This window comes from Salmonella sp. A29-2 (assembly GCF_020150755.1).
Classification (GTDB): Bacteria; Pseudomonadota; Gammaproteobacteria; order Enterobacterales; family Enterobacteriaceae; genus Salmonella; species Salmonella enterica.
Genome location: NZ_CP083731.1, coordinates 2,541,323 through 2,567,070 on the forward strand (window position 1 = coordinate 2,541,323; position 25,748 = coordinate 2,567,070).

The window sequence follows — 25,748 nt, forward strand, 5'->3', positions numbered from 1 at the left end:
GATCACTCGGTGAGTATTTGGTGTAATTTTTCTATGAGTAGCTCGGGTCCGCATACTTCATCCTTACTTTGTCGCAAAAATGTGCAAATATCCGGATAGGTATCAATGGCTTTGTCAGTATCTGTATCAACTCCTCGCTGGTATTCCCCAATGCGTATTAACAGTTCAACCTCCTGGTAAAGCGCCAGGCACCGTCGCAATATCGCCGCCAGTTGACGATGCTCATGGCTGGTAACGACTGGAAAAACGCGGCTGAGCGTTGCCAACACGTCAATGGCAGGATAATGCCCCCTCTCTGCAAGCCGCCGGGATAGCACAATATGTCCGTCAAGCAGTGAACGGACTTCATCCGCCAACGGCTCATTCATATCATCGCCTTCCACCAGTACCGTATAAAATGCGGTAATACTGCCTTTTTCCCCCATTCCTGTACGTTCTAAAAGTCGTGGCAATGCACTAAATACGCCTGGCGGATATTCTCCAGAAACCGCGGTCTCTCCGGCGGCCAGAGCGATTTCCCGTGCGGCCCTTGCATAACGCGTCAGTGAGTCGGCAAGCAAGACGACTCGCTTTCCATTATCGCGAAAAAATTCTGCTATCGTGGTGGCCACAAACAGCGCCCTCACGCGCTCTAAGGCGGGTCTGTCAGAGGTTGCGACAACAATGACACAACGTTTTCGGGTCTCTTCAGACAGTGTAAAATCGATGAATTCGCGGACTTCTCGTCCACGCTCACCAATTAACACCAGAACATTGCTGTCTGCGTCTGGCGCATTACACAGCATCGCCAGAAGCGTGCTTTTCCCCACGCCAGGAGCAGAAAAAATACCCACTCGTTGCCCTTCGCCACAGGTCGCAACGCTATCAATAGCGCGAATCCCCGTCATTAATGGTTGAGTGATAGGCTGTCGAACCATTGCGGGAGGAGGCATTGCATCATAGTCTTTCCAGCAGACGTCGGGCAGTTCGCGGCCATCAAGGGGACGACCAAAACCATCAATGACTCGCCCTAATAACGCTTCGCCCACGGGAACCTGATGGCGTCGCCTTAAGGCCATCACTTGCTGCCCGCAGTGAAGTCCGATAGTACTCGTAAAAGGAGATAGCAAAGCTTTGCTGCCATTAATCCCCACGACTTCAGCAAGTTCTTCTCCAGGCTTTATACAGCACAACTCGCCCATAAATACCCCAGGCAACCACGCATTTAACAACGTTGCGCTGACATCCTGAATTCGGCCCCATCGACAATAACCATCGGGGGGCGGATATTTCAGCCTCAGACGTTGCATCAATTCATTCTTCATTGTCCGCCAACTCCTCTTCGCTAAGGTCAATACTTTCTACCACTTGTATAAGGCTCTCCTCTCCTAATTCCTGCCATGACAAAATCGGTACGTCGAACAAGGTGGCTTCTGTAATTTTTCGCAAGAAACGTCGGGTGTCGACAGAAGTGACAATGAATAATTTGGCTGACTGCTTCAGCGCCTGCTCGATAAGTTGCAGGATCTGCGTCTTATGACGAGACGACAGCGCAGTATAGGTCCCCATTGCCGTCTGGCGAATGGATTCACGCACGAGGTTCTCAATACCTTCGCCGATCCGCAAAATCGGCAGCGGTTTTCCTTCCGGATTAAGACGACGCAGAATATGACGGCGAAGCGCGATACGGACATATTCTGTCAACATCAGGACATCTTTTTCACGTGGCGCCCAGTCAATTAAGGTGCCGAAAATAAGACGTAAATCTCTAATAGAAACCCGTTCTGATACAAGCCGTTGCAAAGTTTCAGCGATTTTATTAATGGGTAACTGGCGTTGAAGCTCTTTCACCAGCTCAGAGTAGTTTTTTTCCATCGCATTCATTAGATAACGCGTTTCCTGAACACCAATAAACTCTCCCATATGCCGAAGCAGGACACATTTTAATAAGGCAGAGATACGTTGGCTGCCCGCGAAAACGTCCAGTCCAAAACCTTGCGCCTTATGGGCCATCTCTTTTGTAAGCCAACAGATCTGCCCCATCCCGTTCGGTAACGTCTGGCTGTCACCCACCACACTAGCGTCCGCGCCTATCAATAAATAATCCGCCTGAGCGGGAATAGATAAACTAAATACGGGTTCCTGATATAGCAGTACCGTCAATTTTTCGGTGGGTTCAGGCAAAACCTCAATATTCACCTCAGGGAGAGGGACGCCGGTATCCTCAAATAAAAACCATCTCATGGCGTCAATATCACGAATCAGGTCGGCAGAATGTAACGTCGGGCTAAGACGTAAGATTAGAGGACATGCGCCGGGAACCATACTATCTTTTTCCGGTGCTTCGACGCCATTTGCGGAAACCACAGACTTTTTGCGGCGAATGAGGATAATTGGCAATGCTAACAACGCTGAAAAGAAAGCGAGAGTGATAAAAGGAAAGCCAGGAATTAAAGCGAGGAGCATTAAAACCACAGCGGTTAATATGAGCGACTGAGGTTGTCTGGCAATTTGAGAACTCAACTCTGTCGCCAGGTTCTGGCGTTTCTCACCCGGAACACGGGTGACAATAATTCCCGCGCTAAGGGAAATCAGCAGCGATGGAATTTGCCCACATAAACCATCTCCGATTGACAGTACGCTATAAGTGTGAACAGCCTCACTCATCGACATATCATATTGTACGATAGCGATAATAATACCGCCGATAATGTTCACCAGAACAACAATAATACCGGCAATCGTATCGCCTTTAACAAATTTCATCGCACCGTCCATCGCACCGAGAAAACGGCTTTCCTGCTGGACGTGCTGTCTTAATGTACGGGCATGGTCTGCATCGATAACTCCGGCACGCAAATCGCCATCGATACTCATTTGTTTGCCTGGCATCCCATCAAGCGAGAAACGTGCGCTAACTTCCGCCACCCTCTCGATACCTTTTGTAATGACAATAAACTGCACGATAGTAATGATGGTAAATACGACCAACCCAACGGTGAGATTTCCTCCTACGACAAACTTACCGAAGGCATCCACAATATTACCGGCATTATGTTGTAACAGTACCAGCCGTGATGTGCTGATTGTGAGTGACAAACGATATAATGTAGTAATAAGTAATAAAGACGGGAATACCGATAAATCGAGAGGGTCACTAAGATAAATAGCAATTAAGAGCAGGATCACTGAAAACATAAGGTTGATAGTAATCAGGATATCAACCATCCAGGTCGGTAAAGGTAACAGCATCATCACAATAGCGATTAATAACACTGTCGCCAGAACCATATCCTGCCGACCCGCGCATACACTGAGCCACTGTTGCGCCCTGATTCCCTCACCTAACCATGAACGCATTGCGACTCCAGAAATTTTATTTGTCGATGATGTAATCGTAACCAGAGCTCGGCGGAGCTGGAAAGAGGAGGAGAACAGCTCATTGCAAGCCCATCGCGCAACAAAAATAATCGCTGAGGAATACCCTGGAACGCTGCAGGTTTCCAGTGAGTTAAGGCTTTAAAAAGCAGATCTTCGTCTAAGAAGGTTTGCTTGAGTATCTGACATAAGTGAATACGACCGTTATGATAGTTTAGATAGGTTTCATATTGTCCTTGCCGCCAGAACATATTGGTTGCTAAAGGCCGTTGAGCTAATCCTGCTAATTGAATAAAAAGCTGAATATTACGTTCAGTAATGAGATCACAATCCATCCTGCCGCCTCATGATGAGCCAGAACGCCAATTTACCTAAATATTGAAAGCCAGGTATCAGAATAAAACCTGATTTACCTTTACTTCACGAAGCGTTTCGAGAATTTGTTCACGTTGATCTTCGTCGTTAAAACAGTTATCGGGTATCAGCATAAACTGCGCATCAAGTTGTTGGAGTAACCGATTGAACATCTTCGATGAAGAAACTATAGCGGTAAGTCTATCAAGCAACCAATCACTGAAAAGCCAACGCTCACAAATGATATCGAGTAGTAGCGGCAGTAATGTATTAGGCGGCAACTGGCAAATCCACTCCTCACGCTGGCACTCTTTTTCAAGGCCAAGGAATAACAACAAACGACGCAAACGTACTAATGCTGCGGCCAAACGACTTTGCTCCGAGGGTTCGATGCATATGCTAAGTTCAAAGGCTATTGCTCTTAGCAAAATACGGACCCGTTCACAGCGATCCGGCCAGTCTGCCACGCGTCTGAACCACTGCGATAAGGGCATTTCATCGTTGTCTATCGCCTGTTGCATAAAACGCTTCAGCGAGGACAGCGTAGCGGTATCCACTTCGCCAAGTTCCAGTAAACTAAAAACGGCAAGTTCCCATCCCTCCTCCGCTGTAAGCGTATCCAGTTGCGATTGCAAATCGCGTTTTTTCTTTTTTGACAACCCGTCGACAGTAAGCGCCATTGCAAGAGCGATAATTTGATACGCATTCTGTAAATCAGGATCACTATTCTCTTCGGTAAGCGGACGCAACGTTGCCCCATTATCCTCCTGTATTTGTTTTATCAAACGCAGCAAAGCCTGCTGTCTGCGCTCCAGTTTCTCAGCATCCGTGAATTTATAACTTTCGCGCAGTTTACCACTCAGCGCCATTCCTATTTCTTCCATCGTCTCATAGAGCGCTGCCCCCGTCGTTTCCTGTAACTCCTGGAGAGCTAACATTGAAGGCGAAATAACCTCTTGTTCCTCTATAACCTGACCAGGGGTAAATGCTGTAGGGGGCGTCATTTTTATCTCATTAATTTTAATATTCATCGCTACCTCTTTTATCTTCACCATTACGTAACCATTTCAGTAACGCGTTGAAATGACGAGAAAGTGAAAATTCAACGGCATATCGTGTTGAGGAAAGTTCAGCCTGATCGGGAGAGAAACCAGGCTCGATAATCAACGTAAACCGCTTGCCAAAAGTTTCACGCATCAATGCCTCTTTTTCAGGATGAATACGCAAATAAAGCGCTCCCTCTTCCGCCATAGCCGTGGCCTGGCGTGCCAGACGATGGCACATAACACTGTCTACCGACTGTTGGTCGAACCAGGCCAACAGAACCTGTTCTATACTATTTTTAATATGATGCGCTGCTTGATCGACCAATGAACGAAATTGATTTTCATCGTCTTGTAAATGTTTTACATGCTGTTCCAGCCATTCCACTTCCATTTTTTCCAGCGTATTTTTACGCAACCACGCTAGTTCTTGTTGCTGCTCAACTTTCTGTTCACGCTGATAACGATAGGCGTCTCGGATGATTTTTTCAGCCTTACGGTAAGCGGAGCTCACAATAGCATGTGAAACTCTCTTAGCTTGTTGCTCTTGTGCAAATAAAGTTAATTGTAATGTTATCCACGGTGACTCAATAATATTTCGAGCGGGTAGCTTATGGTTAATTTCCGTCAGAGGAAGTGAAGTAAAACTCATAGCAAATGCTCCATGAAGATAATCTCGGTAAGAGAAGTCTTCGGCCAAAGTATACGCTGCGGAGGGGGTAATAATACTAATAGCGCATGTAAAACCGCATCATCATGCGCTTCCCGATTAAGAATGGCGGTACCGATCTGCAATGCAGTTTGTTGCATCACTTGCGGAGGAAGTAATTTGCCATCTCTTTGCCCCAACCAACCATATAGCTGCCAGATCTCATCCTCGCTAAACCACTGTAGAAGCAATTGCCGATACTCTGGTAGCATAAAATAGTCACTACACCTGAGTTTGAATAATCCCAGCCCAAAGGCAAATGCCGATATACGCGGCGCAAGACGAACCTGCCGTTTTTGCCTGTCATTTAAACAGGCTGGAATAACAGAGCTTCCCCTTAGTCTATTTAACGCTCTGTCAAGAAGACGATCCAACTCGGGCCGATCGCCATAACGCCAGCAGTTTGAAGGATGAAAACCCAGCTTATCCAGCCATTCCGGTACAGCGTAACGAGCAGGTTGCCAGAAATAACGATAAAGTTGCAACACCTCGGGATCAGGTCGACTCAAAAACGGCGTCTCAGGCAAAAATAGCCGATCAGGATGCCCACTCCTAATAACAGTCCTGTCAACGATAACATCAACTGATAAGGGTATTTCATCAACCACTTCACCACCTTCCCTTTATTGGCGTTGATCACGTCCATAATCCAGAATGTTTGTCTCGCGGGTACGTCAGGTACCATTCTGAATTCAGCAGGCTGCATCAAGATACTAATCTTACTGTATTGCAACCCAGGGATTGACATCTCTATTAAATCTTTAATTTTTACCCGAAAGGCCTCCATATTGACCTGAGGTGAATATTTTATAAATACGGCAACTGAGCTCGGAGAAGCGTTACTTCCCTCATCATAAGTCGGTAGCGCAATGGTCACTTTTGCATTAATTACGCCCTCCATCTGACTCAGCATTCCTTCAATTCTTTGTTCTTTTAAAAAATTAATCTTCTGCTGTTCTTCCTGGGGTGATACCACTAACTGATTAGCCGGAAACATCTTATCCGCCGTTGTAAACTGCCGATGCGGATAACCGTTAAGTCTAAGTAGCTCAACCGCATTAATAAACTGCGACTGCTCGACACGTAAGGTTACACCATCCTCTTCCTGTTTTTTTTCCGCATCAATATGATGCTGCATAAGTAATGCCAGCATTTGATTCGCCTCATCTTCTGGCAATGAGCGATAAAGATCCACATCACATGCCGTAAGAAAGAACGTAAGGACAGTAAGAAATACTATACGCTGAACCTTCATGTCATGCTATCCAGCTTATTAAGCGCTTGCGATGCTGCGCCTGATATTCTGGCAAGATAATCGACGCCTACCGTTAACTGCATATAATTCATTTGACTGGTCAACATAACCTGCGGTAATAAAGCACTGGCGTTACTGGTGGATGCTTCATTTTTCAGCAATTGTTCAAAAAAATTAATTTGCTCCTGGCTCGGTTCTGCAGAGGACTTTACATAAGATTGAGTGCTTACAGGCACTACGCTCATATCAGAAATATTCAATTTTCAAATCCCTCATTTGGTGCAGGAAATAACAGGCGCAGCGCCATAGCCTCTGGCAAATCAATATCCGATAAAATTTTTGCGGCTTTTAGCGGCTCATTTAAACCCGCCAACAATAATGCCAGACATACCAACTGTAATTTTTTATCCGGAACAATAACCGTTAGCGCTGGTAACATCGCATGTACCTGGGAAATCAGGCTATGGTTAACGCCCGCAAACATGATTTCCAGCAACAACCGTCGAACATCGTCGCTAATAACTTCAGATTTTAGCAATGATTCCACTAAGCATATCCTTGATCATTTTGATCAGTGAACTTTCGTAATTAATAAATGTAGAATACTGCTGTAAGGCAAATTGCGCTTTAATCATCGATTCTGGGTTGAGCAAATCATTACCATTCATTTTGTCATTAATAGCCTGGCCTGCCTGGTGCGCCATGTGGGAGAGCATATCCACTAATTGTGCAATATCCATAATGCTTTTCCTTAAAATAAAAACATCGTAAGGATACTGGCAACATAGCAAAATTTAGAAAGCAATGAACATCCGGTATATACCTGAAACGATTACTCCGGCGCACGTTGTTCTGGCGTCACCTGAGCCAGCAAACGATATAATGGGCTGCTGACCTGCATACCGGTCATTGCCATCCCATCCATACCGAAGCGCGTAAAACCCATTAGTCCGTAGGTAATATCATTAAGACGCTCTAATAAATGAGGCTGTAGTCCCAAACTACCACTCCAGTATGAATGCGTCATTACCGTCGCGGTTAAGACTAATCTACCGCCCAGGGAGACGGCTTTAGCAATCGCCATACTTTTGCGTTGATTGGCGAAACAATTAGCAATATAAAAAACGGCATTGCCTATACTGTCGTGAGCCATAGGTAAATGATGTTTATGATGGTAGATAAGACAGGCGACATCCGCGATGGCAATAGCAAGGCCAATTCCCGCCAGGGCTAAGAGCGGTGCGCCTCCACCACTTAGCACTGTTAATGCTATTCCAGCGGAACAGCATAAAATCTGTCCGCCCAAAATGACCGTTTGCCAACTAAAAATTTCTTTTGGAAAACACTCTATCACTCGTTTCGCAAGTCCGGCCAATAACCGCTCATTTCCTTGTTGAGGACCTATTCTACCACTCTCCATATTGGTTTCCGGATGTGGCAATGAGGGACATGGAGGTGATTCCTCAGGCGCGTTAACAGGACGTTGCCCTGCTACCTGAGCATTTGGGCTAACAGGTTTCATGGTTCTCCCTGAGATGTATGACCACAACTGTCTATTAATGCAGGTGTAGTAGCAGATTGGCAGAGCGATGCCATTTGTTCCGCCAATAACGCACTGGGATCGGCATAAAGTTCATCAACAGAATTTTCCCGATCGTCGCCAGAGCGGCGGGCAAGGCAATAATCCAGTACCGCACCTATCGCCGTCAGGCTAACGGAGGTAATTACACTCCCCATGTTCAAAGAGGCCGCTATATTTTCAGCGGCGGGCAGTGGAAACTGTAGTTGTATAACCAACGAAGAAATAGCGATTCCTGAACGTATTAATAAAGAAAGACAATTAGCAAGGGTGTTAGCGCAGTTAAGACTTGCCCCACATTTTAAGGCCAGCGCACTGACCACAAGAGCAACGCTATCACTGGCGGTTTGTAACGGCTCCTTTTGCTGACATATCAATTGATAATTATGATACGCACAGCAAGCATCCCCAATAGCAATCACGAGCGCCGCCCCCGCAAGAATAGCAATGGGTAATCCTGCCCCGCCAGAAATTACCGCTGCAGCAACCGATAATCCAAACACGACTGTCGCGCCCAGCGCACGAATAGTGTATTGCATAAAATGTATAGCATAATCCCTCTGCTGCCTTATTTGTTCAGGCGTAAGCAGCACAGGGGCTGCGGGGGTGCCAGGGGCTGGAATTTCAGGGGGAGGAAACGATGCCTCCTTCGCTTGTATATCGGAAGGAGGACTATTACCATCGACTATATTGCTTGCCGCTGACGGAATATGAATTTTCATATTTCGTTCTGTTATTTAAGCAATAAGAGTATCAACCATTATTTGCGCATTCTGGCGAATCTCACTCCATGAGGCATCCGCATAACTCATCTTGATTGCGGTTTGAAAAGCCTCTCTCGCCAACCCGGGTTCCCCCATCATTTTGAGACAGACGCCCGTTTGGTAAACCGGTTCTGGATGGCTGGCATCCAGCATCAAGGCATGTCCATAGAAATTAATGGCCGTCGTGTATTCTTTAAGCATCATCCAGGTGCCAGCCAATGCAATATGGGCACGCCAACTCCATGGCTGGGCCATCACCAGCCAGCTAAAATCGATTACGGCGCGCGAATAATCCCCCTCCTGCCATGAGGCGTAACCACTGGCATAAACGCTTTCCGGATCAACGGATAATAGCTGTTTCAGAATGTCTTCGGGTATTTTATTTTTCTGATCTTCTTTCATCATCATACCTATTGATTGTTATTTTCACGTGATAATGATTTACGTCAGGAAGGTTATTTAAAAACGTCGCTGGATAAGATGCTCGGCGGATAAAACTGTCCAGTTATCGCCATCAAGCTGTGTAAAGGTCGCTCCCATTACTGTCAGGATGCGCAATAATTTCCTGCGTAGCATGGCTTTTTTTTCATCCAGAACGTCGGTGATTATCAACATCTTTAAACATGTTAACTGCGGGTGATGCACAAATATCCCGCGTAAAAGTCCCAGTAAGCGAAACAATTGCTGTGGTCGAGGTTGCCCGGGCGTCAAGCGCCTGAGCTCACAAATAATCATTTCTTTTGCCTCAATACGATAGATCACCAGGTAAGGCGATAATATAAACTGCTGCCCAAGTAATATAGCGGTCTCCCCTAAATATGCAGGCTCAGTAAACACCTGATGCCGACGCAACCATTGCTCTATTTCTTGCACCATGTTTACCTCGTTAATGCCCGGAGTATTTCAGCAAGAACCGCGACCAGTGACGACCCCACACCGATGATTTGCTGCATAATTTCACCTGCTTTCTCCATAATTTCCGTCAGGGATTTATTATAAGATTGGGCCCCACTTTGTTGCAGGTCGGCAATCGCTTTATCTTGATCACTTTGACGTTGCGCTACACCGGCCCCCAGGCCCATGACTCCCCCAGCAGTGTGTCCTACGGCTTGACCCGCTATAAGACCGCTTTCCCCGCCTACGGCCCCTAATCCTATCGTCAGCACTCCCGACAATATTGCGCCGCCCGCATTAATCATTGATGCTCTAAACGCTTCATCAATTGTTTTCATTTGCGTCTGTAAAACATTGACCTGTAGTCCCCAGGCCAGCCGTTGTTTTACTACGTTATAGTCGCGCATGATATTGCGCAGCTTTTTGGCAAGCTCCATTAGCTTCATCCAGATATCATCAAATAACAGAAGCATTGATTCAGTACCCATTCCCTCCCCGGAGGGTGATTGACTGGAAGAAGGCGTTAACCAGGAAGGCGCTGGTAATACCAGTGCTACGTTACTCGCTTCCATATTTTTATCCTCAGATTAAGCGCGACAGCCAGCTATTCTCGCCTGAACGCTACTATAGTGATCAATGGTATCTAATACATCTCTAAGCGCGGCACCGCTACTCTTATAAAGCTCCTCTAAGCGTTTTTGTTCTATCTTTTTTTGGTCTTCCGTTTGTTGCATTATGAAATCCAGAAACCGTTGCTGAGTTATTAATTGCTCTATTTTCTTTTCGAGCTTCGCTTTATCTGCGTTAACCATGCCAGTATTCATCTGATTGGCGCCCTCGGTTGCACATCTGATAGCCTGTAAGCCTTTAAATGAACAATCACTCAGTAAGGCATACAGGATTTTTTTGAACATATTCCAGAGAACTTTATTACGAAAATTTTTTAACAGAAACTTTCCCCCTTCTTGCGCATATTTTTCCAGGGCTTCTTTTGCCGCTTCTTTTGCCATGGCTTTCACTCCCTCTTTCGTAAAACTTTTTCCCGCGCTTCGCGTCATATTATTTTCTACCTCACGAGAAAACTCAGCAGACTCCTCTGCCATCTCATTCGCCATAGCCATTTCACGTTCAAGCGGCTCAAATTGTTTGAGAAAACTTTCGCTCACCTCTTCGCCAAACTTTTCAGCCAACTCCTCTATTTCTCCTTCTCCTGCACCTACCATACGCTCAACCATTTCTTCGCCTAAACCGGAGTCAAGCACTTTTTCAGCTGCGCCAGATAAGCCTCTCGTCGCCATAAAAGCACGGCCAATCTGGAAAACATCCAGTGCCATCGCGACGACTTCACAACCAACTTGAATTTTACTTGCCACGTCAATAATCGCCTGACAGGTATCGTGGTCAGCACCGCACATCATTGCCGTTTCGGCTCCGGCTTTAACCATTCCTGCACAACCTGCGGCCATATAAGCTACGCCGCTAGCCATTTCTGCGGGATTACCGGACAGAAAACCCTCCACAACTTTTAAGGCGCCAATCACAGTTTCAAATATGCCTGTAATCCAGTCAAAAATAGCGCCAAAAATGCCCGCTTTACGCGCTTTATCCTCCTGCTCTATCGCTTTCTGGATCTGCTCCTGATACTCCTTTACCTGCTTATTACGTAATGCATTTTGCACCTCAGTTGCCCGCTCAAGCTGTTGGCATAACGATTGAGCGTTATTACCAAAGACGTTGAGTATTAATGTCGTCATCATCATTGATAAAACAGTGGGATTGATATGCAAAAAGTCAGGCAATGATGGACGCTTATGATTTCCGGGTACGGCATCAAGCAGTTGCTTCAACGCATTGCTTGCCTCCTGAAGACTAATTTTCCCTGATAGCAGAGACGTGGCGTTGCCATCGCCAAAAGTAGAATTCACACGATGCTGGCGCTTTCCCAGCGAACCCGAGGAAACGCAACTGACATTGCTTAAGTGATGATGTGTTAAGGCGGTTACTCCTGCGGCGCTATCGCTATTACTGTGAATTCGATTCATTTTTAGCTCCTGTCAGAAAGTTGCTGTAACATCTTTTCTGCACGCAATCGGAGGATTTGATGTTCACTGACCTCGCCGCAAATACGCACCACGGCCTTTAACGCTTTTATTGCATAACAAACGTTATCACACGCGAGGTAGCATTCCGCTGCGGCCCATGGCGCCTGCGGCGCATCAATCTTAATTTGTGCCGCGCGTCCATAAGCGTATATCGCTTCCCCCCAATGTTTTTGAGCCTGGCAGCATTCCCCTAACCGAAACCAATAGTCAAATGACCAGGCATCATATATCGTCAACAATTGAAAAAGTCGCGCTGCGCCGGCGAACTCTTTTACCTCCATAAGCTGCATGGCATAGTGATACAGAGTATTAAGCGGCTGTGTAACATCGTCATCCAACAACATACGCAGCGAGCCGCCACGCCGGAAAAACCGCATCGTGTCATGTGCCTGTTGTAGGGTCGGGTCTTTTTTCATGAGTACGTTTTCTGCGCTATCATACTGGAAATCTCCCCCCACTTACTGATAAGCCCCGTCAGTTGGGTAAGGACAGCGTTAAGCTCCTGAGACATTTTTTGAATTATTATCTGCCCCTGACTCATAAGATCGGTATTCCGGTTGGCATCGTTATCCAAAGCCGCTTTGACCGCCTGTAGACCACCTTTATCCAGCTTCCCATGATCGCCATATTTAGCCATATATTCATCAATGGTCAGACCATCGATGAGAATACCATTATCACGCATGTATTTAATTACATCCTCAGGTACCTCCTCTTTGGTTTTAGCATCCCCTTTGGCTGCTTTAGCAATCACCTCATCCATCTCATTTGACTTTTCCTGGGTATTTCTGGCACGTTCAGCGTTCTTCTGGACTTCAATAAATTTATCGTTTGCAATAGCCTGAATAACCATAAGGAGAATAAGCAAAACACCATACCCTTCGGCAAACGGATTTTGCTGGGATAAGTCATCCTGCCCCCCGGTATCAGTGTTGCTAACGCCGAAACTATTTTTAAACACAATAGGGTTTTGACTTCCCCATAAGATGTTTCCTGAAGACATTATGCTTTACCTTTTTGTTTTTCCTGACGGTATCTCCACCGGGGCTTGAGCATTAAGTTGTTTCAGTCGTACTTCAAGTTGTTTAAACAAACTTACTATTTTCTTTAAATCCTTCTCGGCCTCCTGGTTAACCCCGGCAACGCCTTGTGGAAATAGGTTATGAAGAATACTCTCTGTCTCGCTGCTTTTTTTGGGGCTCTCTGCCCTTTCAGCAAGCTGTTGACTCACCTTAGCCCGGATTTGGTGAAATTTTTTAAGACAGTGATTTAGCTGCATGTAACTTTGCTCTAAATCACGATATTCACTAAACGCAGCCTTTTTCTTTATCATCATTCCCCTCCATATACACGATAGATAATTAACGTGCTAACTAAGAGCCTATCCCATTAGGGCTATTTTACTTGCCATTTTGGTCCTGGGCAGTGCTCGCCAAAACGCGTTAGCGTTTTGAACGCCGCTAGCGGCGGCCCGAAGGGCGAGCGTAGCGAGTCAAACCTCACGTGCTACGTGTACGCTCCGGTTTTTGCGCGCTGTCCGTGTCCAGGCTGGCTGCGCCAATAACGCCTGGTGGGATAGGCTCTAAGATATTTTTACTTTACTCTTGCTCACTCACTACAAGTGCGCTGTTATGGTAACGATAATAAATAATGTTGATGATATTTTCGGCCTGCTCGATCGCTTCAAGCAATAAGGTGTTTTGCTGATATTGCTGCGGATCCTGTAACCTACCGTTGTTCTCTTCTAACTGTTTCCGGGCAGCCCTTAATTGTAAAATTATGCCTTTGGCCTCTTCACGCGAATGAAGCAGCAAATCTTCTAACCGGGTCAGAGTTGTCATTTTCCACTCACTTAAAATCTAATGGATAGTTAATCAAAGTATCATAATGTTTAATCGTTACCACATCGGCACTCAGATGGACAATTTCTCCCCCATTGGGTAACAATGCCCCTACACGTAAACGCTCTTTATTCGTCAGTAATAAGTAATTACCATGGCGACTCTGTACAAAGCCAGCCACTGGCGCAGGCAGATACTTGCTTTCATCATGAGAAGGCGCAATATCCTGATAAATTAAAGAAAGAGCGGGGTCCTTTTTCTTTAATGCTGCTAACGTTTCTTGCAAAATGCGTTGATGAGATTCATCCAGTACACCACTGATAACAAAAGAGCGCCGCATTGGCGTAACATTGACAAGGCCCACTAAACCGTTCTCTATTATCGCAGAAATAATATCATCCCCCTGAGACTGATGAGAATGACTAATCTGCCAGTGCAATAACCCGGGAATATCTGCAAGTAATGGTTGAACCTTACGCCATTGCTGATCCATTTGTATATCATCATGAATTAACACGCTTCCCGGCCCTTCGCTGGATACTTCAGCATGCGGGTAACCCATTTTTATCAAAACATCCTGCACTTCTCGTATCAATAAGTCATCACAGATTACACCATCCCGATACATGACCCCCCATGATTCGAGAGTCGCTCTCACCTTTTGCATCTGTTCGCTTGACGCGCAATAACCGGACAACTGCAGGCTTCCATCTTCTTTCCATTGCGCCCGCACATAATGAATATTGCTTTTGTCTAATAAAAACTTAACCCGCAAAGGTAAATCATTTACCGTTTCAGGCTGACCGCCAATACTTAACAGGACACCCATTCCACCGATGAAAATCAAGAATACGCCAGCCAACCACCAGTATCCTGATCTGGAAACGGGTATTTGATAATCAGCAAGTTCACAATCCTGTTTACCAAACGCGATAGCCACTCCCGCAACCTGCAAAACCCCACTGGATGGTAGCGGCTTATTTGGATTAAATCTGCGGCCATTAACTCTAACTCTGGCTTTCCCGGCATCAACAAATAAACTATCTGCCTGTTCTCTCAGAATAATTTTTTCATTTATAGTAAGCGGAATACAAATATCGCATCCTTTCTCCCCCAGTGACAGGTTACCTTCATTCAGCCATACTTCCCGGCCTTGTAAAACGTGACCTAAAAAACGTATTTTCCAGGAGTTCTTTGGATTAACCATGAGATATGCCATTATTTACTACTGAGGCTTTAATCAAAAACAGCCTGATTACACTATGTACTTGAGTCGTATCATTGCGAAACAAATGGCCTACGACAGGAATATCGCCCAATAAAGGGATTTTGTTTTGCGAGTGGATTTGTTTACCTTGTTTAAATCCTCCCAGCAATAGACTCTGTCCGGCTAATAATGTGGCTTGCGAAGCAATTTCAGAATTTTGCACTTCGGGTAGCGGATCTGTTTCGCTTTGCGTATCACTTTGTTGTCCATCCTGAATATTAAGATTAAGCATTATTTTTTGCGTGCCATTGTCATTTAACAAGCGAGGTGTAACGCGCAACAAAGAACCCGTAGTGATGGATTCAAGTTTAGCCACTTTTTCTCCCTGCAGTTTGGTATAGAAAGTAATATTTTTATCCAGCACAGCCTGGATATTATTTAAAGTCACCACAGATGGCTGGGAAAGTACATAAGCCTGAGAGCTTTTTTCCAGGGCATTCAAACGCACCATAAAGTTTGAGGTATCGCTGATTACCGTTGAAAAACCGCTAGCACCGCCGTCATTCAAACCTGTATTGAACGCAATTTTCTTGCCACCCAGCGACACTGCCGTTCCCCAGTCGATGCCTAACTGGTTAATATCTCCAGCATTAACATCGATAATTTTCACCGAAATCTCTATCATCTGCTGGCGTTGATCTAATTCTGTGATGAGTTTCCGATACCCGGCCATATTGGCCGCATAATCACGAACGATCACTGCATTCTGGCGTGGGTCGGCAGCAAACATGGGCAATGCCTGTGTAGCGGGTGAACCATTGTTCGTCGATGACGCCGGGACGCTGGTTTTACTCATCTCACGCAATACACTCACGACCCCAGGAACCACGACGGACTGATCGCGATATTGGTATTGGGTATCCATCGCAGTGGCATACTTAAGCGTGTATATACTTACACTCACCGCACTGTCTTTTCGTTTGATTAACGCATTATCCAGCACTGAAGCTAATTGACTAATACGAGTCAGACAGCTGGGAACACCGCTCACCTCCACAGCTCTGGTACCGGTAATTTCTTTAACCTCGCATCCCGGTGATGAAAGGATATTCTGGCTGCGTAAGTAATGAATGAACCGCCCAGTAGATAAAATATTGAAAGTGATAACCTGATGTTTTAATAACGATGCAGGATATACATATAACATGCTGCCATCAAACCAGGTAAGCAAGTCATATTGTGCTGCCAGGTTATTCAAAATATCGACCGGTGGTCCAGGCGGAATTTTTCCACTAAATGTAGCTGTTATCAATGGGCTAATAGTAATAGCCGTATCATAGTTCTCTGAGAGCAGATGTAAAACCTCTGCTAATGGCATTTGTCTGGCATAAAGGGTGAAGTCATTACCTTTCCATGATAACTCATCACTCTTTGCTGTATTGAGTATAAATAGTAAAATTAAGATTAAACGTTTATTTACTACCATTTTATACCCCACCCGAATAAAGTTTATGGTGATTGCGTATTACATTTTTTAAAATGCAAGTTAAAGCCAGGTGTTTTTCTATCTCAATAGCAATAAGCTCAGAGCTACTACTTGTGGTATAATAACCGTTTAACCATCCCCCATCCGCTGTGAGCTGTATAGCATAATCATGGACGTCCGGGTGTGCTGCAAGCAGTAGTGTCACATAGGCAAGACAAGGCTTAGGTAAGCTTTCCAGGTCATTTAAGAACAAAGAAATAGAAAATGCTTCTGAGAAAATTTCTCCTCTGGCAGGATGCCCATCAATAGTCATTATCCAGGATCGGCTATTACCTTCGGCCTTGATATCCTGAATTAATGGAATGCCTTTTAAAACTGCCAGCATGAATCCCTCCTCAGACATAAATGGGAGTTTCTATCAAATTCGCTCACAACCACATCCGTAAAAAGCCTGATTCACATTTATTTCGACTATACTCTTCTTGTACAATATCAGGATGCTGTCTACATATACCTTGTCACAGGCGATTCTATCATTCGGATTTTCCGATAAATTCACAATTACACTTTCAGCATTGACATAAAAAATTACAATTTGAAAAATTATTTATTAAATAAACTGTTACGATGTTTTTACATCGCCACCTTATTAAAAAGTAATTGTAGTCATCGACTGGGTTATATATGAAGAAATTTATCTTCCTAATGATAACACCATCGATTAATCTTCTGATGAAACTATATGTACTGCGATAGTGATCAAGTGCCAAAGATTTTGCAACAGGCAACTGGAGGAAAGCATTATGAATTTGCTCAATCTCAAGAATACGCTGCAAACATCTTTAGTAATCAGGCTAACTTTTTTATTTTTATTAACAACAATAATTATTTGGCTGCTATCTGTGCTTACCGCAGCTTATATATCAATGGTTCAGAAACGGCAGCATATAATAGAGGACTTATCCGTTCTATCCGAGATGAATATTGTACTAAGCAATCAACGGTTTGAAGAGGCTGAACGTGACGCTAAAAATTTAATGTATCAATGCTCATTAGCGTCTGAGATTCATCATAACGATATTTTCCCTGAGGTGAGCCGGCATCTTTCTGTCGGTCCTTCAAATTGCATGCCGACGCTAAACGGAGAGAAGCACCGTCTCTTTCTGCAGCCCTCTGATATCGATGAAAAAAGCTTTCGTCGCGATAGTTTTATTCTTAACCATAAAAATGAGATTTCGTTATTATCTACTGATAACCCTTCAGATTATTCAACTCTACAGTCTTTAACGCGAAAAAGCTTTCCTTTATGCCCAACCCATGCCGGGTTTTACTGGAGTGAACCAGAATACATAAACGGCAAAGGATGGCACGCTTCCGTTGCGGTTGCCGATCAGCAAGGCGTATTTTTTGGGGTGACAGTTAAACTTCCCGATCTCATTACTAAGAGCCACCTACCATTAGATGATAGTATTCGAGTATGGCTGGATCAAAACAACCACTTATTGCCGTTTTCATACATCCCGCAAAAAATACGTACACAGTTAGAAAATGTAACGCTGCATGATGGATGGCAGCAAATTCCCGGATTTCTGATATTACGCACAACCTTGCATGGCCCCGGATGGAGTCTGGTTACGCTGTACCCATACGGTAATCTACATAATCGCATCTTAAAAATTATCCTTCAACAAATCCCCTTTACATTAACAGCATTGGTGTTGATGACGTCGGCTTTTTGCTGGTTACTACATCGCTCACTGGCCAAACCGTTATGGCGTTTTGTCGATGTCATTAATAAAACCGCAACTTCACCGCTGAGCACACGTTTACCAGCACAACGACTGGATGAATTAGATAGTATTGCCGGTGCTTTTAACCAACTGCTTGATACTCTACAAGTCCAATACGACAATCTGGAAAACAAAGTCGCAGAGCGCACCCAGGCGCTAAATGAAGCAAAAAAACGCGCTGAGCAAGCTAACAAACGTAAAAGCATTCATCTTACGGTAATAAGTCATGAGTTACGTACTCCGATGAATGGCGTACTCGGTGCGATTGAATTATTACAAACCACCCCTTTAAACATAGAGCAGCAAGGATTAGCTGATACCGCCAGGAATTGTACACTGTCTTTGTTAGCTATTATTAATAATCTGCTGGATTTTTCACGCATCGAGTCTGGTCATTTCACATTACATATGGAAGAAACAGCGTTACTGCCGTTACTGGACCAGACAATGCAAACCATCCAGGGGCCAGCGCAAAGCAAAAAACTGTCATTACGTACTTTTGTCGGTCAACATGTCCCTCTCTATTTTCATACCGACAGTATCCGTTTACGGCAAATTTTGGTTAATTTACTCGGGAACGCGGTAAAATTTACCGAAACCGGAGGGATACGTCTGACGGTCAAGCGTCATGAGGAACAATTAATATTTCTGGTTAGCGATAGCGGTAAAGGGATTGAAATACAGCAGCAGTCTCAAATCTTTACTGCTTTTTATCAAGCAGACACAAATTCGCAAGGTACAGGAATTGGACTGACTATTGCGTTAAGCCTGGCTAAAATGATGGGCGGTAATCTGACACTAAAAAGTGTCCCCGGGGTTGGAACCTGTGTCTCGCTAGTATTACCCTTACAAGAATACCAGCCGCCTCAACCAATTAAAGGGACGCTGTCAGCGCCGTTCTGCCTGCATCGCCAACTGGCTTGCTGGGGAATACGCGGCGAGCCACCCCACCAGCAAAATGCGCTTCTCAACGCAGAGCTTTTGTATTTCCCCGGAAAACTTTACGACCTGGCGCAACAGTTAATATTGTGTACACCAAATATACCAGTAATAAATAATTTGTTACCACCCTGGCAGTTGCAGATTCTTTTGGTTGATGATGCCGATATTAATCGGGATATCATCGGCAAAATGCTTGTCAGCCTGGGCCAACACGTCACTATTGCCGCCAGTAGTAACGAGGCTCTGACTTTATCACAACAGCAGCGATTCGATTTAGTACTGATTGACATTAGAATGCCAGAAATAGATGGTATTGAATGTGTACAATTATGGCACGATGAGCCGAATAATTTAGATCCTGACTGCATGTTTGTGGCGCTATCCGCTAGCGTAGCGACAGAAGATATTCATCGTTGTAAAAAAAATGGGATTCATCATTACATTACCAAACCAGTGACGTTGGCTACCTTAGCTCGCTATATCAGTATTGCCGCAGAATACCAACTTTTACGAAATATAGAGCTACAGGAGCAGGATCCAAGTCGCTGCTCAGCGCTACTGGCGACAGATGATATGGTCATTAATAGCAAGATTTTCCAATCACTGGACCTCTTGCTGGCTGATATTGAAAATGCCGTATCGGCTGGACAAAAAATCGATCAGTTAATTCACACATTAAAAGGCTGTTTAGGTCAAATAGGGCAGACTGAATTGGTAAGCTATGTCATAGACATTGAGAATCGCGTAAAAATGGGGAAAATCATCGCGCTGGAGGAACTAACCGACTTACGCCAGAAAATACGTATGATCTTCAAAAACTACACCATTACTTAATATTATCTTAATTTTCGCGAGGGCAGCAAAATGAAAGAATATAAGATCTTATTAGTAGACGATCATGAAATCATCATTAACGGCATTATGAATGCTTTATTACCCTGGCCTCATTTTAAAATTGTAGAGCATGTTAAAAATGGTCTTGAGGTTTATAATGCCTGTTGCGCATACGAGCCTGACATACTTATCCTTGATCTTAGCTTACCAGGCATCAATGGCCTGGATATCATTCCTCAATTACATCAGCGTTGGCCAGCAATGAATATTCTGGTTTACACGGCATACCAACAAGAGTATATGACCATTAAAACTTTAGCCGCAGGTGCTAATGGCTATGTTTTAAAAAGCAGTAGTCAGCAAGTTCTGTTAGCGGCATTGCAAACAGTCGCAGTAAACAAGCGTTACATTGACCCGACGTTGAATCGGGAAGCTATCCTGGCTGAATTAAAGGCTGACACGACCAATCATCAACTGCTTACTTTGCGCGAGCGTCAGGTTCTTAAACTTATTGACGAGGGATATACCAATCATGGGATCAGCGAAAAGCTACATATCAGTATAAAAACCGTCGAAACACACCGGATGAATATGATGAGAAAGCTACAGGTTCATAAAGTGACAGAGTTACTTAACTGCGCCCGAAGAATGAGGTTAATAGAGTATTAACCAGGGGCATCCGATGGTATTAAGCATTGGTCATATTTTGATGAGCCTTACGCCACGCAGTATTGCTCATCATCGACAAAATCCATACGGATGCCCTGGTATGCCGCACCATTTATCACTACCTTAGTCTTCATTTAATCATGATATAGTAGAATCCCCTTATTTAACGGGCTTTACCATGTCGTATTCTATCGGCGAATTTGCCAGACTATGCGGTATCAATGCCGCCACGCTAAGGGCATGGCAGCGACGCTATGGTTTATTGAAACCGCAGCGTACTGATGGCGGGCATCGCTTATACAGCGATGACGATATTCGACAAGCGCTTAGCATCCTCGACTGGGTGAGAAAAGGCGTACCGATAAGTCAGGTCAAACCCTTACTGTCGCGTCCGGTCATTCGCCTGGGCGATAACTGGATAACGATCCAGGAGACGATGCTCCAACATCTCCACGAAGGGCGAATTGACGCTCTGCGGCAGTTGATTTATGACTGTGGCCGGGAATATCCCCGCGCAGAACTGGTGACCCATTTATTGCGTCCGTTGCGCAGCAAAGTGTCCGCGCATCTTCCCGCCGTGATGACGCTGCGCGAAATACTGGATGGCATCATTATTGCCTACACCTCTTTTTGCCTTGAAGGCGACAGAAAAGCGCCTGGCAACAATGCTTTTATTAGCGGATGGCATCTCTCGGATCACTGTGAAATCTGGCTGGAAGCGTTGACTCGTACCGGACAAGAGCTGCGGCTCAATGTGCTTCCCTCTCCACCAGCCGTTCTGGCGCCCGAGCTGTTCGCCCAGAGAAAATGGTTCCTGGTGACCACCGGCAAGCTCACTGCCGGGCAGAAAAAACAGCTTGCCCAGTGGCGCAACGTGGTCGCTTCGCTGGAGGTTATCACACTATAAGCGCTGAAATAGATTTCTTCCCCTCACTTTATCTTATTGATATTTAAGTACATCAAAAAAATCTCCGCGAAAACTTAGACAAAAAAACAAAGTTGTGTAAGTTTTAAATCAGCGTGAGATAACATTTTGCGCCATTGGCGTCAGTCGTCGTACTTTCAATAAGGGGGAATCATGAATAACAAACCCGTAGTCGGCATTAGCGGATGTCTGACTGGCGCCGCGGTACGCTTTGATGGCGGACATAAGCGTATGGATTTTGTCATGAACTCTCTGGCGCCGTGGGTGACCTACAAACCGATCTGTCCGGAGGTGGCGATCGGCCTGCCCGTGCCCCGCCCTGCGCTGCGTCTTATCCAGACGACCTGTGGCGACATTCGGATGCGCTATAGCCATGCCCCGCACGATGACGTCACCGAGCGAATGAATGCCTTTGCCGATCGGTTTCTGCCAACAATAGGCGAACTGGCGGGGTTTATTGTGTGTGCAAAATCGCCCAGTTGCGGAATGGAGCGCGTTCGCCTGTATGATGAAAAGGGTAACAGGGGCCGCAAAGCTGGCACGGGGCTGTTTACCGCCGCGATGATGGACAAATATCCCTGGCTGCCGATAGAGGAAGATGGTCGCCTGCACGATCCGGTACTACGCGAGAATTTCATCGCACGTATCTTCGCGCTACATGAATTAAATGCGCTACGCGCGCAGGGCTTGAGTCGTCACAGTTTGCTCGCGTTTCATAGCCGATACAAACTTCAGCTTCTCGCCCACCACCAGGCCGGCTACCGCGAAATTGGCCCTTTCGTCGCGCGTCTGCATGAGTGGGACGATCTGGATGCCTTCTTTGTCCGATACAGAGAAAAACTGATGGCTATCCTGCGCCACCCCGCTTCACGTAAAAATCACACCAATGTGCTGATGCATATCCAGGGCTATTTTCACCGCGCGTTGAACAGCAGGCAACGCGCGGAATTACGCGAGGTGATTCTCGGCTACCGGGCGGGCCGACTACCTATCCTGGCACCGTTAACGCTGCTGAAGCACTATCTGGCGGAACATCCCGATGACTATCTACGCAGCCAGAATTATTTTGAGCCGTACCCTGATACATTAGGGCTGCGCTTAGCCATCACCTGATAACCCTGCGCATCGCTAACGGCGGGTAACCAGCCCGCCATGGTGACAATCGCGACAATTTAAAGGCGATGTCGTTATTGCCACCCTGATAGCGGCTATGACCGCGCCAGAGCGTTAATCACGGTTTCCATAGCCTGTTTTTCTAACGCGCTACGTTGGATGCGTTGATTCGCCAGCGCGGTTCTTAACACGCCCGCAATAACAATATATTTAGGCTCCTGCCCCAGATCGCGCATTTCCAGCACGACCTTGCCCACCACCCGGCACATCTCGCGGTACAGTTCGTCATCTTTTGTCGGTTTTGTCATACGTTTTACTCGTCGCCAGCTCAAACCAACAGAATATAACAGTCTTCTCAATTAAACAAAATTTGATGCAAATCAAAGAAATAACGCAGTTTATTATTCATGGCTCATACGTTGTTCGTATTCTGGTCTCTGGCGAGGCCATTTTTTCGAAACGCCTAATCAGTTCCGCCAGGCTACCGGCCTGCATTTTTTCCATGACTCTGGCGCGGTGCACCTCTACGGTACGCACCGCGATATTCATCGCTTCCGCAATTTCACGGTTCATAAATCCTTTTGCCACCAGGCTGGCCAGCTCACGCTCTTTCGGCGTCAACTGCTGGTAACACAGTATAATCTCACGGCGCGCCACCGCTGCCGATGAAACCGTCAGCGCACGCTCCAGCGCCGCCTGTAGCGGTTTTACCGATACCGGTTTTTGCAGAAAATCGACGGCGCCGCGTTTCATCTGCTCCACGGCCATCGGTACATCGCCATGCCCGGTAAGAAAAACAACCGCCAGGGTACTTCCGCACTGGCGCAACGCATCATGAACGCCCTGCCCATCCAGTACCGGCATTCGCATATCCAGTAATACGACTCCGGCCTGATACAGACTGGCCTGCGCCAAAAAATCCGCCCCCTGCGTCCAGCATTTTACGTCATATCCCAGACTTTCCAGTAAAAACGCGCACGCGTTAGTGACCGCCGTATCATCATCCAGTAGATGAATTGTCGCCATCCCTGCCCCCATGTTCATGTAAGAAATGTATCGTGACCACCGTTCCCGACAGACCGTCCGGCGCGGTCTGGTTCCTGATGCTGATATCGCCCCGCCCATACCGCACCAGCCGCTGGCAAATCGCCAGCCCTAAGCCCATCCCCTCTTTGCGGGTTGTCATAAACGGCTGAAACGCCTGACGTAATAGCGCCTCATCGATTCCCCCGGCGTTATCCTGTAAAGCGATACTGATGCCGTTTTCAGTGCGTTCAGCAACGACCCATAAATGGGTGGCGCCCGCCTGAGCCGCATTAAGAATGATATTCGCCAGCACCTGTTCCAGCAGCACTGACGGCAGCGTTACGCGCAGCGCAGCGCTAACCTCGGTATGCAGAGTCACTGTCGGAAACTGTTGCGCCATACGCAACAATTGCCAGACATGATCAATCGCCTCGCGAATGGCTATGGCCTTCCACGCTTCGGTTAGCACCGGGTTGCCCTGCGCCTGGCTAACCCAGTGACGCAGGTTACGCAGAGTATCCGCACCGCGTTGCGCCTGCTGGTCAATCTGCTCCAGCGCCGGCAGCAAGGGATGCTGTTCATCTGCAGCGCGCAGTCGAATCAGGCCCCCCTGGGCATAATGTCGAATCGCGGAAAGCGGCTGATTAAGCTCATGGGCAAACCCGGAGGTCATTTCACCCAACACGCTCATTTGCCGGGCGGTTTCCAGCGCCCGCTCATGCTGATGAAGAACTACGCTATTACGTTCCAGTTGTTTTCCACGTCGACGCACCAGCAGCATGACCCAAATATAATTGAGCGTGAGCAACAGGAACGCCAGAATCACGCCGCCGACCATTAGCTGGTGCTGGATTAACCAACTTTTGACATCCAGCCACAGTCGACGCTGCTGAGGGTGCTGACGAACATCACGCAGCAACGCTTCCACCTGACTGGTCGACGCTGGCGCGCCCCAGTGAAATGACGCGGCGGCGGGCGCGTTGAATAGCGCTCGCGTTACGCGATCCGCCAGCGCATCGCTTACCGCAGGTAGCGCCGCGAACGACCAGTCAGGATATAACGGCGTACTGGTTAAGCAAGGCAGGGGCGTCGGTCGGGCAAGCAGCGCGATAAAGTCCTTTTTATTAATCAAGCCTTCCTGATCCATATTTTCTAACAGGCACACTGGCACAATTGCCGCCTGCACCGCTTTTTCGCGCAGCATATAGACTAAGGCATCGCCAGGAAATCCGGTAAAACGAAGATGAAAATCGCGCTCCGGGCGTAAGCCCGCGTCGCTGAGCGCTTTATAGCCTAATAAATAGCCGCCAAACGCCTGAGCATCAATCGCGCCGACTGTCTTACCGATGAGATCATGCGCCGTGGTGATGCCGCTATCGCGCCGGGTCAAAATCACGCTGCCAATAACATTACTCACCGCTTTCCCATCGCGCGTGGAACGCAGGGAAGCTAACCAGCGGAGCGGTGCATGGCTGTTCAGTTGGACAAATTGCGCCGGGTTGGTTATCACAAACTGCACGGTTCCCTGGTTAACGGCCTCCTGCATTTGATGCAGATCCAGCGGCTGGATGTGAAAGGTTTCGCCTGGAAGCTGTTGGCTTAATGTCTTTGCCAACGGTTGCCAGTGGCTACGCGTAGACGCCTCGCCGCGCATGGCCAGAATACCGATATTCCACGTCCCTGCCCACGCGCCATGACAAAGTAGCCCTACTGCCGCCAACACCGCCAGGCGCCTTACGGTTTTACCTCTCACCCCAATATCCCTGTCAATTATGTTGTTTTAGATCAACAACAAGCCGGGTATGTGGTTAACCACAATAGAGCGCACCCCGTCTCGATTTTTACACTGTAAATCATC

30 protein-coding genes are annotated in these 25,748 nt (G+C 46.4%); 4 read left to right on the top strand and 26 right to left on the bottom strand.

Annotated elements, in window-relative coordinates; translation table 11 throughout:
- Window positions 1-2: 2 nt before the first annotated feature.
- The 23 genes from ssaN to spiC all read right to left on the bottom strand — a co-directional run bounded on the left by ssaN (window position 3) and on the right by spiC (window position 16,994).
- Window positions 3-1,304: a SctN family type III secretion system ATPase SsaN gene (ssaN, locus tag K8W53_RS12420; protein WP_000787213.1), complete on the bottom strand. Its 1,302-nt coding sequence runs from the start codon at window positions 1,302-1,304 to the stop codon at window positions 3-5.
- Window positions 1,294-3,339 (bottom strand): SPI-2 type III secretion system apparatus protein SsaV, encoded by a 2,046-nt coding sequence (ssaV, locus tag K8W53_RS12425; protein WP_052939355.1) that lies wholly within the window; start codon window positions 3,337-3,339, stop codon window positions 1,294-1,296. Before ssaV ends, ssaN begins: the two co-directional genes overlap by 11 nt.
- Window positions 3,324-3,692, bottom strand: coding sequence for an SPI-2 type III secretion system apparatus protein SsaM (ssaM, locus tag K8W53_RS12430; RefSeq protein WP_023224404.1), 369 nt, complete (start codon window positions 3,690-3,692; stop codon window positions 3,324-3,326). Before ssaM ends, ssaV begins: the two co-directional genes overlap by 16 nt.
- A gap of 57 nt (window positions 3,693-3,749) precedes the next feature.
- Entirely contained in the window at window positions 3,750-4,766 is a 1,017-nt protein-coding gene (gene ssaL, locus K8W53_RS12435; RefSeq protein ID WP_001649633.1) for an SPI-2 type III secretion system apparatus protein SsaL, read from the bottom strand.
- Window positions 4,732-5,406, bottom strand: a complete 675-nt coding sequence (ssaK, locus tag K8W53_RS12440) for an SPI-2 type III secretion system apparatus protein SsaK (RefSeq protein WP_023138179.1) — start codon at window positions 5,404-5,406, stop codon at window positions 4,732-4,734. Before ssaK ends, ssaL begins: the two co-directional genes overlap by 35 nt.
- Entirely contained in the window at window positions 5,403-5,951 is a 549-nt protein-coding gene (locus K8W53_RS12445) for a type III secretion system domain-containing protein (protein WP_001531605.1), read from the bottom strand. Before K8W53_RS12445 ends, ssaK begins: the two co-directional genes overlap by 4 nt.
- A gap of 17 nt (window positions 5,952-5,968) precedes the next feature.
- Window positions 5,969-6,718, bottom strand: a complete 750-nt coding sequence (gene ssaJ, locus K8W53_RS12450; RefSeq protein ID WP_000868145.1) for an SPI-2 type III secretion system apparatus lipoprotein SsaJ — start codon at window positions 6,716-6,718, stop codon at window positions 5,969-5,971.
- Entirely contained in the window at window positions 6,715-6,963 is a 249-nt protein-coding gene (gene ssaI / locus K8W53_RS12455; RefSeq protein ID WP_001747633.1) for a SctI family type III secretion system inner rod subunit SsaI, read from the bottom strand. The genes ssaJ and ssaI overlap by 4 nt, the downstream gene beginning before the upstream one ends.
- An 11-nt stretch (window positions 6,964-6,974) precedes the next feature.
- Window positions 6,975-7,265 (bottom strand): EscG/YscG/SsaH family type III secretion system needle protein co-chaperone, encoded by a 291-nt coding sequence (locus K8W53_RS12460; RefSeq protein ID WP_000444713.1) that lies wholly within the window; start codon window positions 7,263-7,265, stop codon window positions 6,975-6,977.
- Entirely contained in the window at window positions 7,243-7,458 is a 216-nt protein-coding gene (gene ssaG, locus K8W53_RS12465; RefSeq protein ID WP_000350226.1) for a type III secretion system needle filament protein SsaG, read from the bottom strand. The genes K8W53_RS12460 and ssaG overlap by 23 nt, the downstream gene beginning before the upstream one ends.
- Window positions 7,459-7,550: 92 nt before the next feature.
- Window positions 7,551-8,240, bottom strand: coding sequence for a pathogenicity island 2 effector protein SseG (gene sseG / locus K8W53_RS12470; RefSeq protein WP_000805837.1), 690 nt, complete (start codon window positions 8,238-8,240; stop codon window positions 7,551-7,553).
- Window positions 8,237-9,019 carry a type III secretion systems effector SseF gene (gene sseF, locus K8W53_RS12475; protein ID WP_023224403.1) on the bottom strand — a complete coding sequence of 261 codons (783 nt, stop codon included), beginning with the start codon at window positions 9,017-9,019 and terminating at the stop codon, window positions 8,237-8,239. Before sseF ends, sseG begins: the two co-directional genes overlap by 4 nt.
- Window positions 9,020-9,034: 15 nt before the next feature.
- Window positions 9,035-9,469, bottom strand: a complete 435-nt coding sequence (gene sscB / locus K8W53_RS12480) for a SycD/LcrH family type III secretion system chaperone SscB (RefSeq protein ID WP_000979962.1) — start codon at window positions 9,467-9,469, stop codon at window positions 9,035-9,037.
- Between the two features lie 51 nt (window positions 9,470-9,520).
- Window positions 9,521-9,937 carry an LcrR family type III secretion system chaperone SseE gene (gene sseE / locus K8W53_RS12485; protein WP_052939354.1) on the bottom strand — a complete coding sequence of 139 codons (417 nt, stop codon included), beginning with the start codon at window positions 9,935-9,937 and terminating at the stop codon, window positions 9,521-9,523.
- 2 nt (window positions 9,938-9,939) lie between these two features.
- The gene (sseD, locus tag K8W53_RS12490) at window positions 9,940-10,527 is read right to left on the bottom strand and encodes an SPI-2 type III secretion system translocon protein SseD (protein ID WP_023224401.1); all 588 of its coding nucleotides are present in this window, start codon (window positions 10,525-10,527) and stop codon (window positions 9,940-9,942) included.
- 15 nt (window positions 10,528-10,542) lie between these two features.
- Window positions 10,543-11,997: an SPI-2 type III secretion system translocon protein SseC gene (sseC, locus tag K8W53_RS12495; RefSeq protein ID WP_052939353.1), complete on the bottom strand. Its 1,455-nt coding sequence runs from the start codon at window positions 11,995-11,997 to the stop codon at window positions 10,543-10,545.
- A gap of 2 nt (window positions 11,998-11,999) precedes the next feature.
- Window positions 12,000-12,473 (bottom strand): SycD/LcrH family type III secretion system chaperone SscA, encoded by a 474-nt coding sequence (gene sscA / locus K8W53_RS12500; RefSeq protein WP_000711019.1) that lies wholly within the window; start codon window positions 12,471-12,473, stop codon window positions 12,000-12,002.
- The gene (gene sseB, locus K8W53_RS12505) at window positions 12,470-13,060 is read right to left on the bottom strand and encodes an SPI-2 type III secretion system translocon protein SseB (protein WP_000094430.1); all 591 of its coding nucleotides are present in this window, start codon (window positions 13,058-13,060) and stop codon (window positions 12,470-12,472) included. Before sseB ends, sscA begins: the two co-directional genes overlap by 4 nt.
- 6 nt (window positions 13,061-13,066) lie before the next feature.
- Complete coding sequence (gene sseA / locus K8W53_RS12510) at window positions 13,067-13,393, bottom strand: SPI-2 type III secretion system chaperone SseA (RefSeq protein ID WP_023206659.1); 327 nt, start codon at window positions 13,391-13,393, stop codon at window positions 13,067-13,069.
- Between the two features lie 262 nt (window positions 13,394-13,655).
- Window positions 13,656-13,898 carry a YscE family type III secretion system co-chaperone SsaE gene (gene ssaE / locus K8W53_RS12515; protein WP_000210204.1) on the bottom strand — a complete coding sequence of 81 codons (243 nt, stop codon included), beginning with the start codon at window positions 13,896-13,898 and terminating at the stop codon, window positions 13,656-13,658.
- A 7-nt stretch (window positions 13,899-13,905) separates the two neighbouring features.
- Window positions 13,906-15,117: a SctD family type III secretion system inner membrane ring subunit SsaD gene (ssaD, locus tag K8W53_RS12520; protein WP_000323780.1), complete on the bottom strand. Its 1,212-nt coding sequence runs from the start codon at window positions 15,115-15,117 to the stop codon at window positions 13,906-13,908.
- Window positions 15,098-16,591, bottom strand: a complete 1,494-nt coding sequence (gene spiA / locus K8W53_RS12525; RefSeq protein WP_000261286.1) for an SPI-2 type III secretion system protein SpiA — start codon at window positions 16,589-16,591, stop codon at window positions 15,098-15,100. The genes ssaD and spiA overlap by 20 nt, the downstream gene beginning before the upstream one ends.
- A gap of 1 nt (window position 16,592) precedes the next feature.
- The gene (spiC, locus tag K8W53_RS12530) at window positions 16,593-16,994 is read right to left on the bottom strand and encodes an SPI-2 type III secretion system protein SpiC (protein WP_001562740.1); all 402 of its coding nucleotides are present in this window, start codon (window positions 16,992-16,994) and stop codon (window positions 16,593-16,595) included.
- A gap of 400 nt (window positions 16,995-17,394) precedes the next feature.
- Between spiC and K8W53_RS12535 the strand changes: the two genes are divergently transcribed.
- The 4 genes from K8W53_RS12535 (at window position 17,395) to mlrB (ending at window position 22,864) form a co-directional block, all read left to right on the top strand.
- Window positions 17,395-20,157, top strand: coding sequence for a two component system sensor kinase (locus K8W53_RS12535; RefSeq protein WP_052939352.1), 2,763 nt, complete (start codon window positions 17,395-17,397; stop codon window positions 20,155-20,157).
- A gap of 30 nt (window positions 20,158-20,187) precedes the next feature.
- Complete coding sequence (locus K8W53_RS12540; protein ID WP_000666334.1) at window positions 20,188-20,826, top strand: two component system response regulator; 639 nt, start codon at window positions 20,188-20,190, stop codon at window positions 20,824-20,826.
- A gap of 178 nt (window positions 20,827-21,004) precedes the next feature.
- Window positions 21,005-21,733 carry a MerR family transcriptional regulator gene (locus tag K8W53_RS12545; RefSeq protein WP_000122320.1) on the top strand — a complete coding sequence of 243 codons (729 nt, stop codon included), beginning with the start codon at window positions 21,005-21,007 and terminating at the stop codon, window positions 21,731-21,733.
- A gap of 171 nt (window positions 21,734-21,904) precedes the next feature.
- Entirely contained in the window at window positions 21,905-22,864 is a 960-nt protein-coding gene (mlrB, locus tag K8W53_RS12550) for a transcriptional regulator MlrB (protein WP_017441012.1), read from the top strand.
- Between the two features lie 95 nt (window positions 22,865-22,959).
- Here the strand turns inward: mlrB and fumD are convergent, their stop codons facing one another.
- From fumD to ttrS, 3 genes are all read right to left on the bottom strand, one after another.
- Window positions 22,960-23,172: a fumarate hydratase FumD gene (gene fumD, locus K8W53_RS12555; RefSeq protein WP_000165779.1), complete on the bottom strand. Its 213-nt coding sequence runs from the start codon at window positions 23,170-23,172 to the stop codon at window positions 22,960-22,962.
- Window positions 23,173-23,269: 97 nt separating this feature from the next.
- A complete protein-coding gene (ttrR, locus tag K8W53_RS12560) occupies window positions 23,270-23,890 on the bottom strand; it encodes a tetrathionate respiration response regulator TtrR (protein ID WP_000190927.1) in 621 nt (206 codons plus the stop codon).
- Window positions 23,865-25,643 (bottom strand): tetrathionate respiration histidine kinase TtrS, encoded by a 1,779-nt coding sequence (ttrS, locus tag K8W53_RS12565; RefSeq protein WP_077944485.1) that lies wholly within the window; start codon window positions 25,641-25,643, stop codon window positions 23,865-23,867. Before ttrS ends, ttrR begins: the two co-directional genes overlap by 26 nt.
- Window positions 25,644-25,748: the final 105 nt, after the last annotated feature.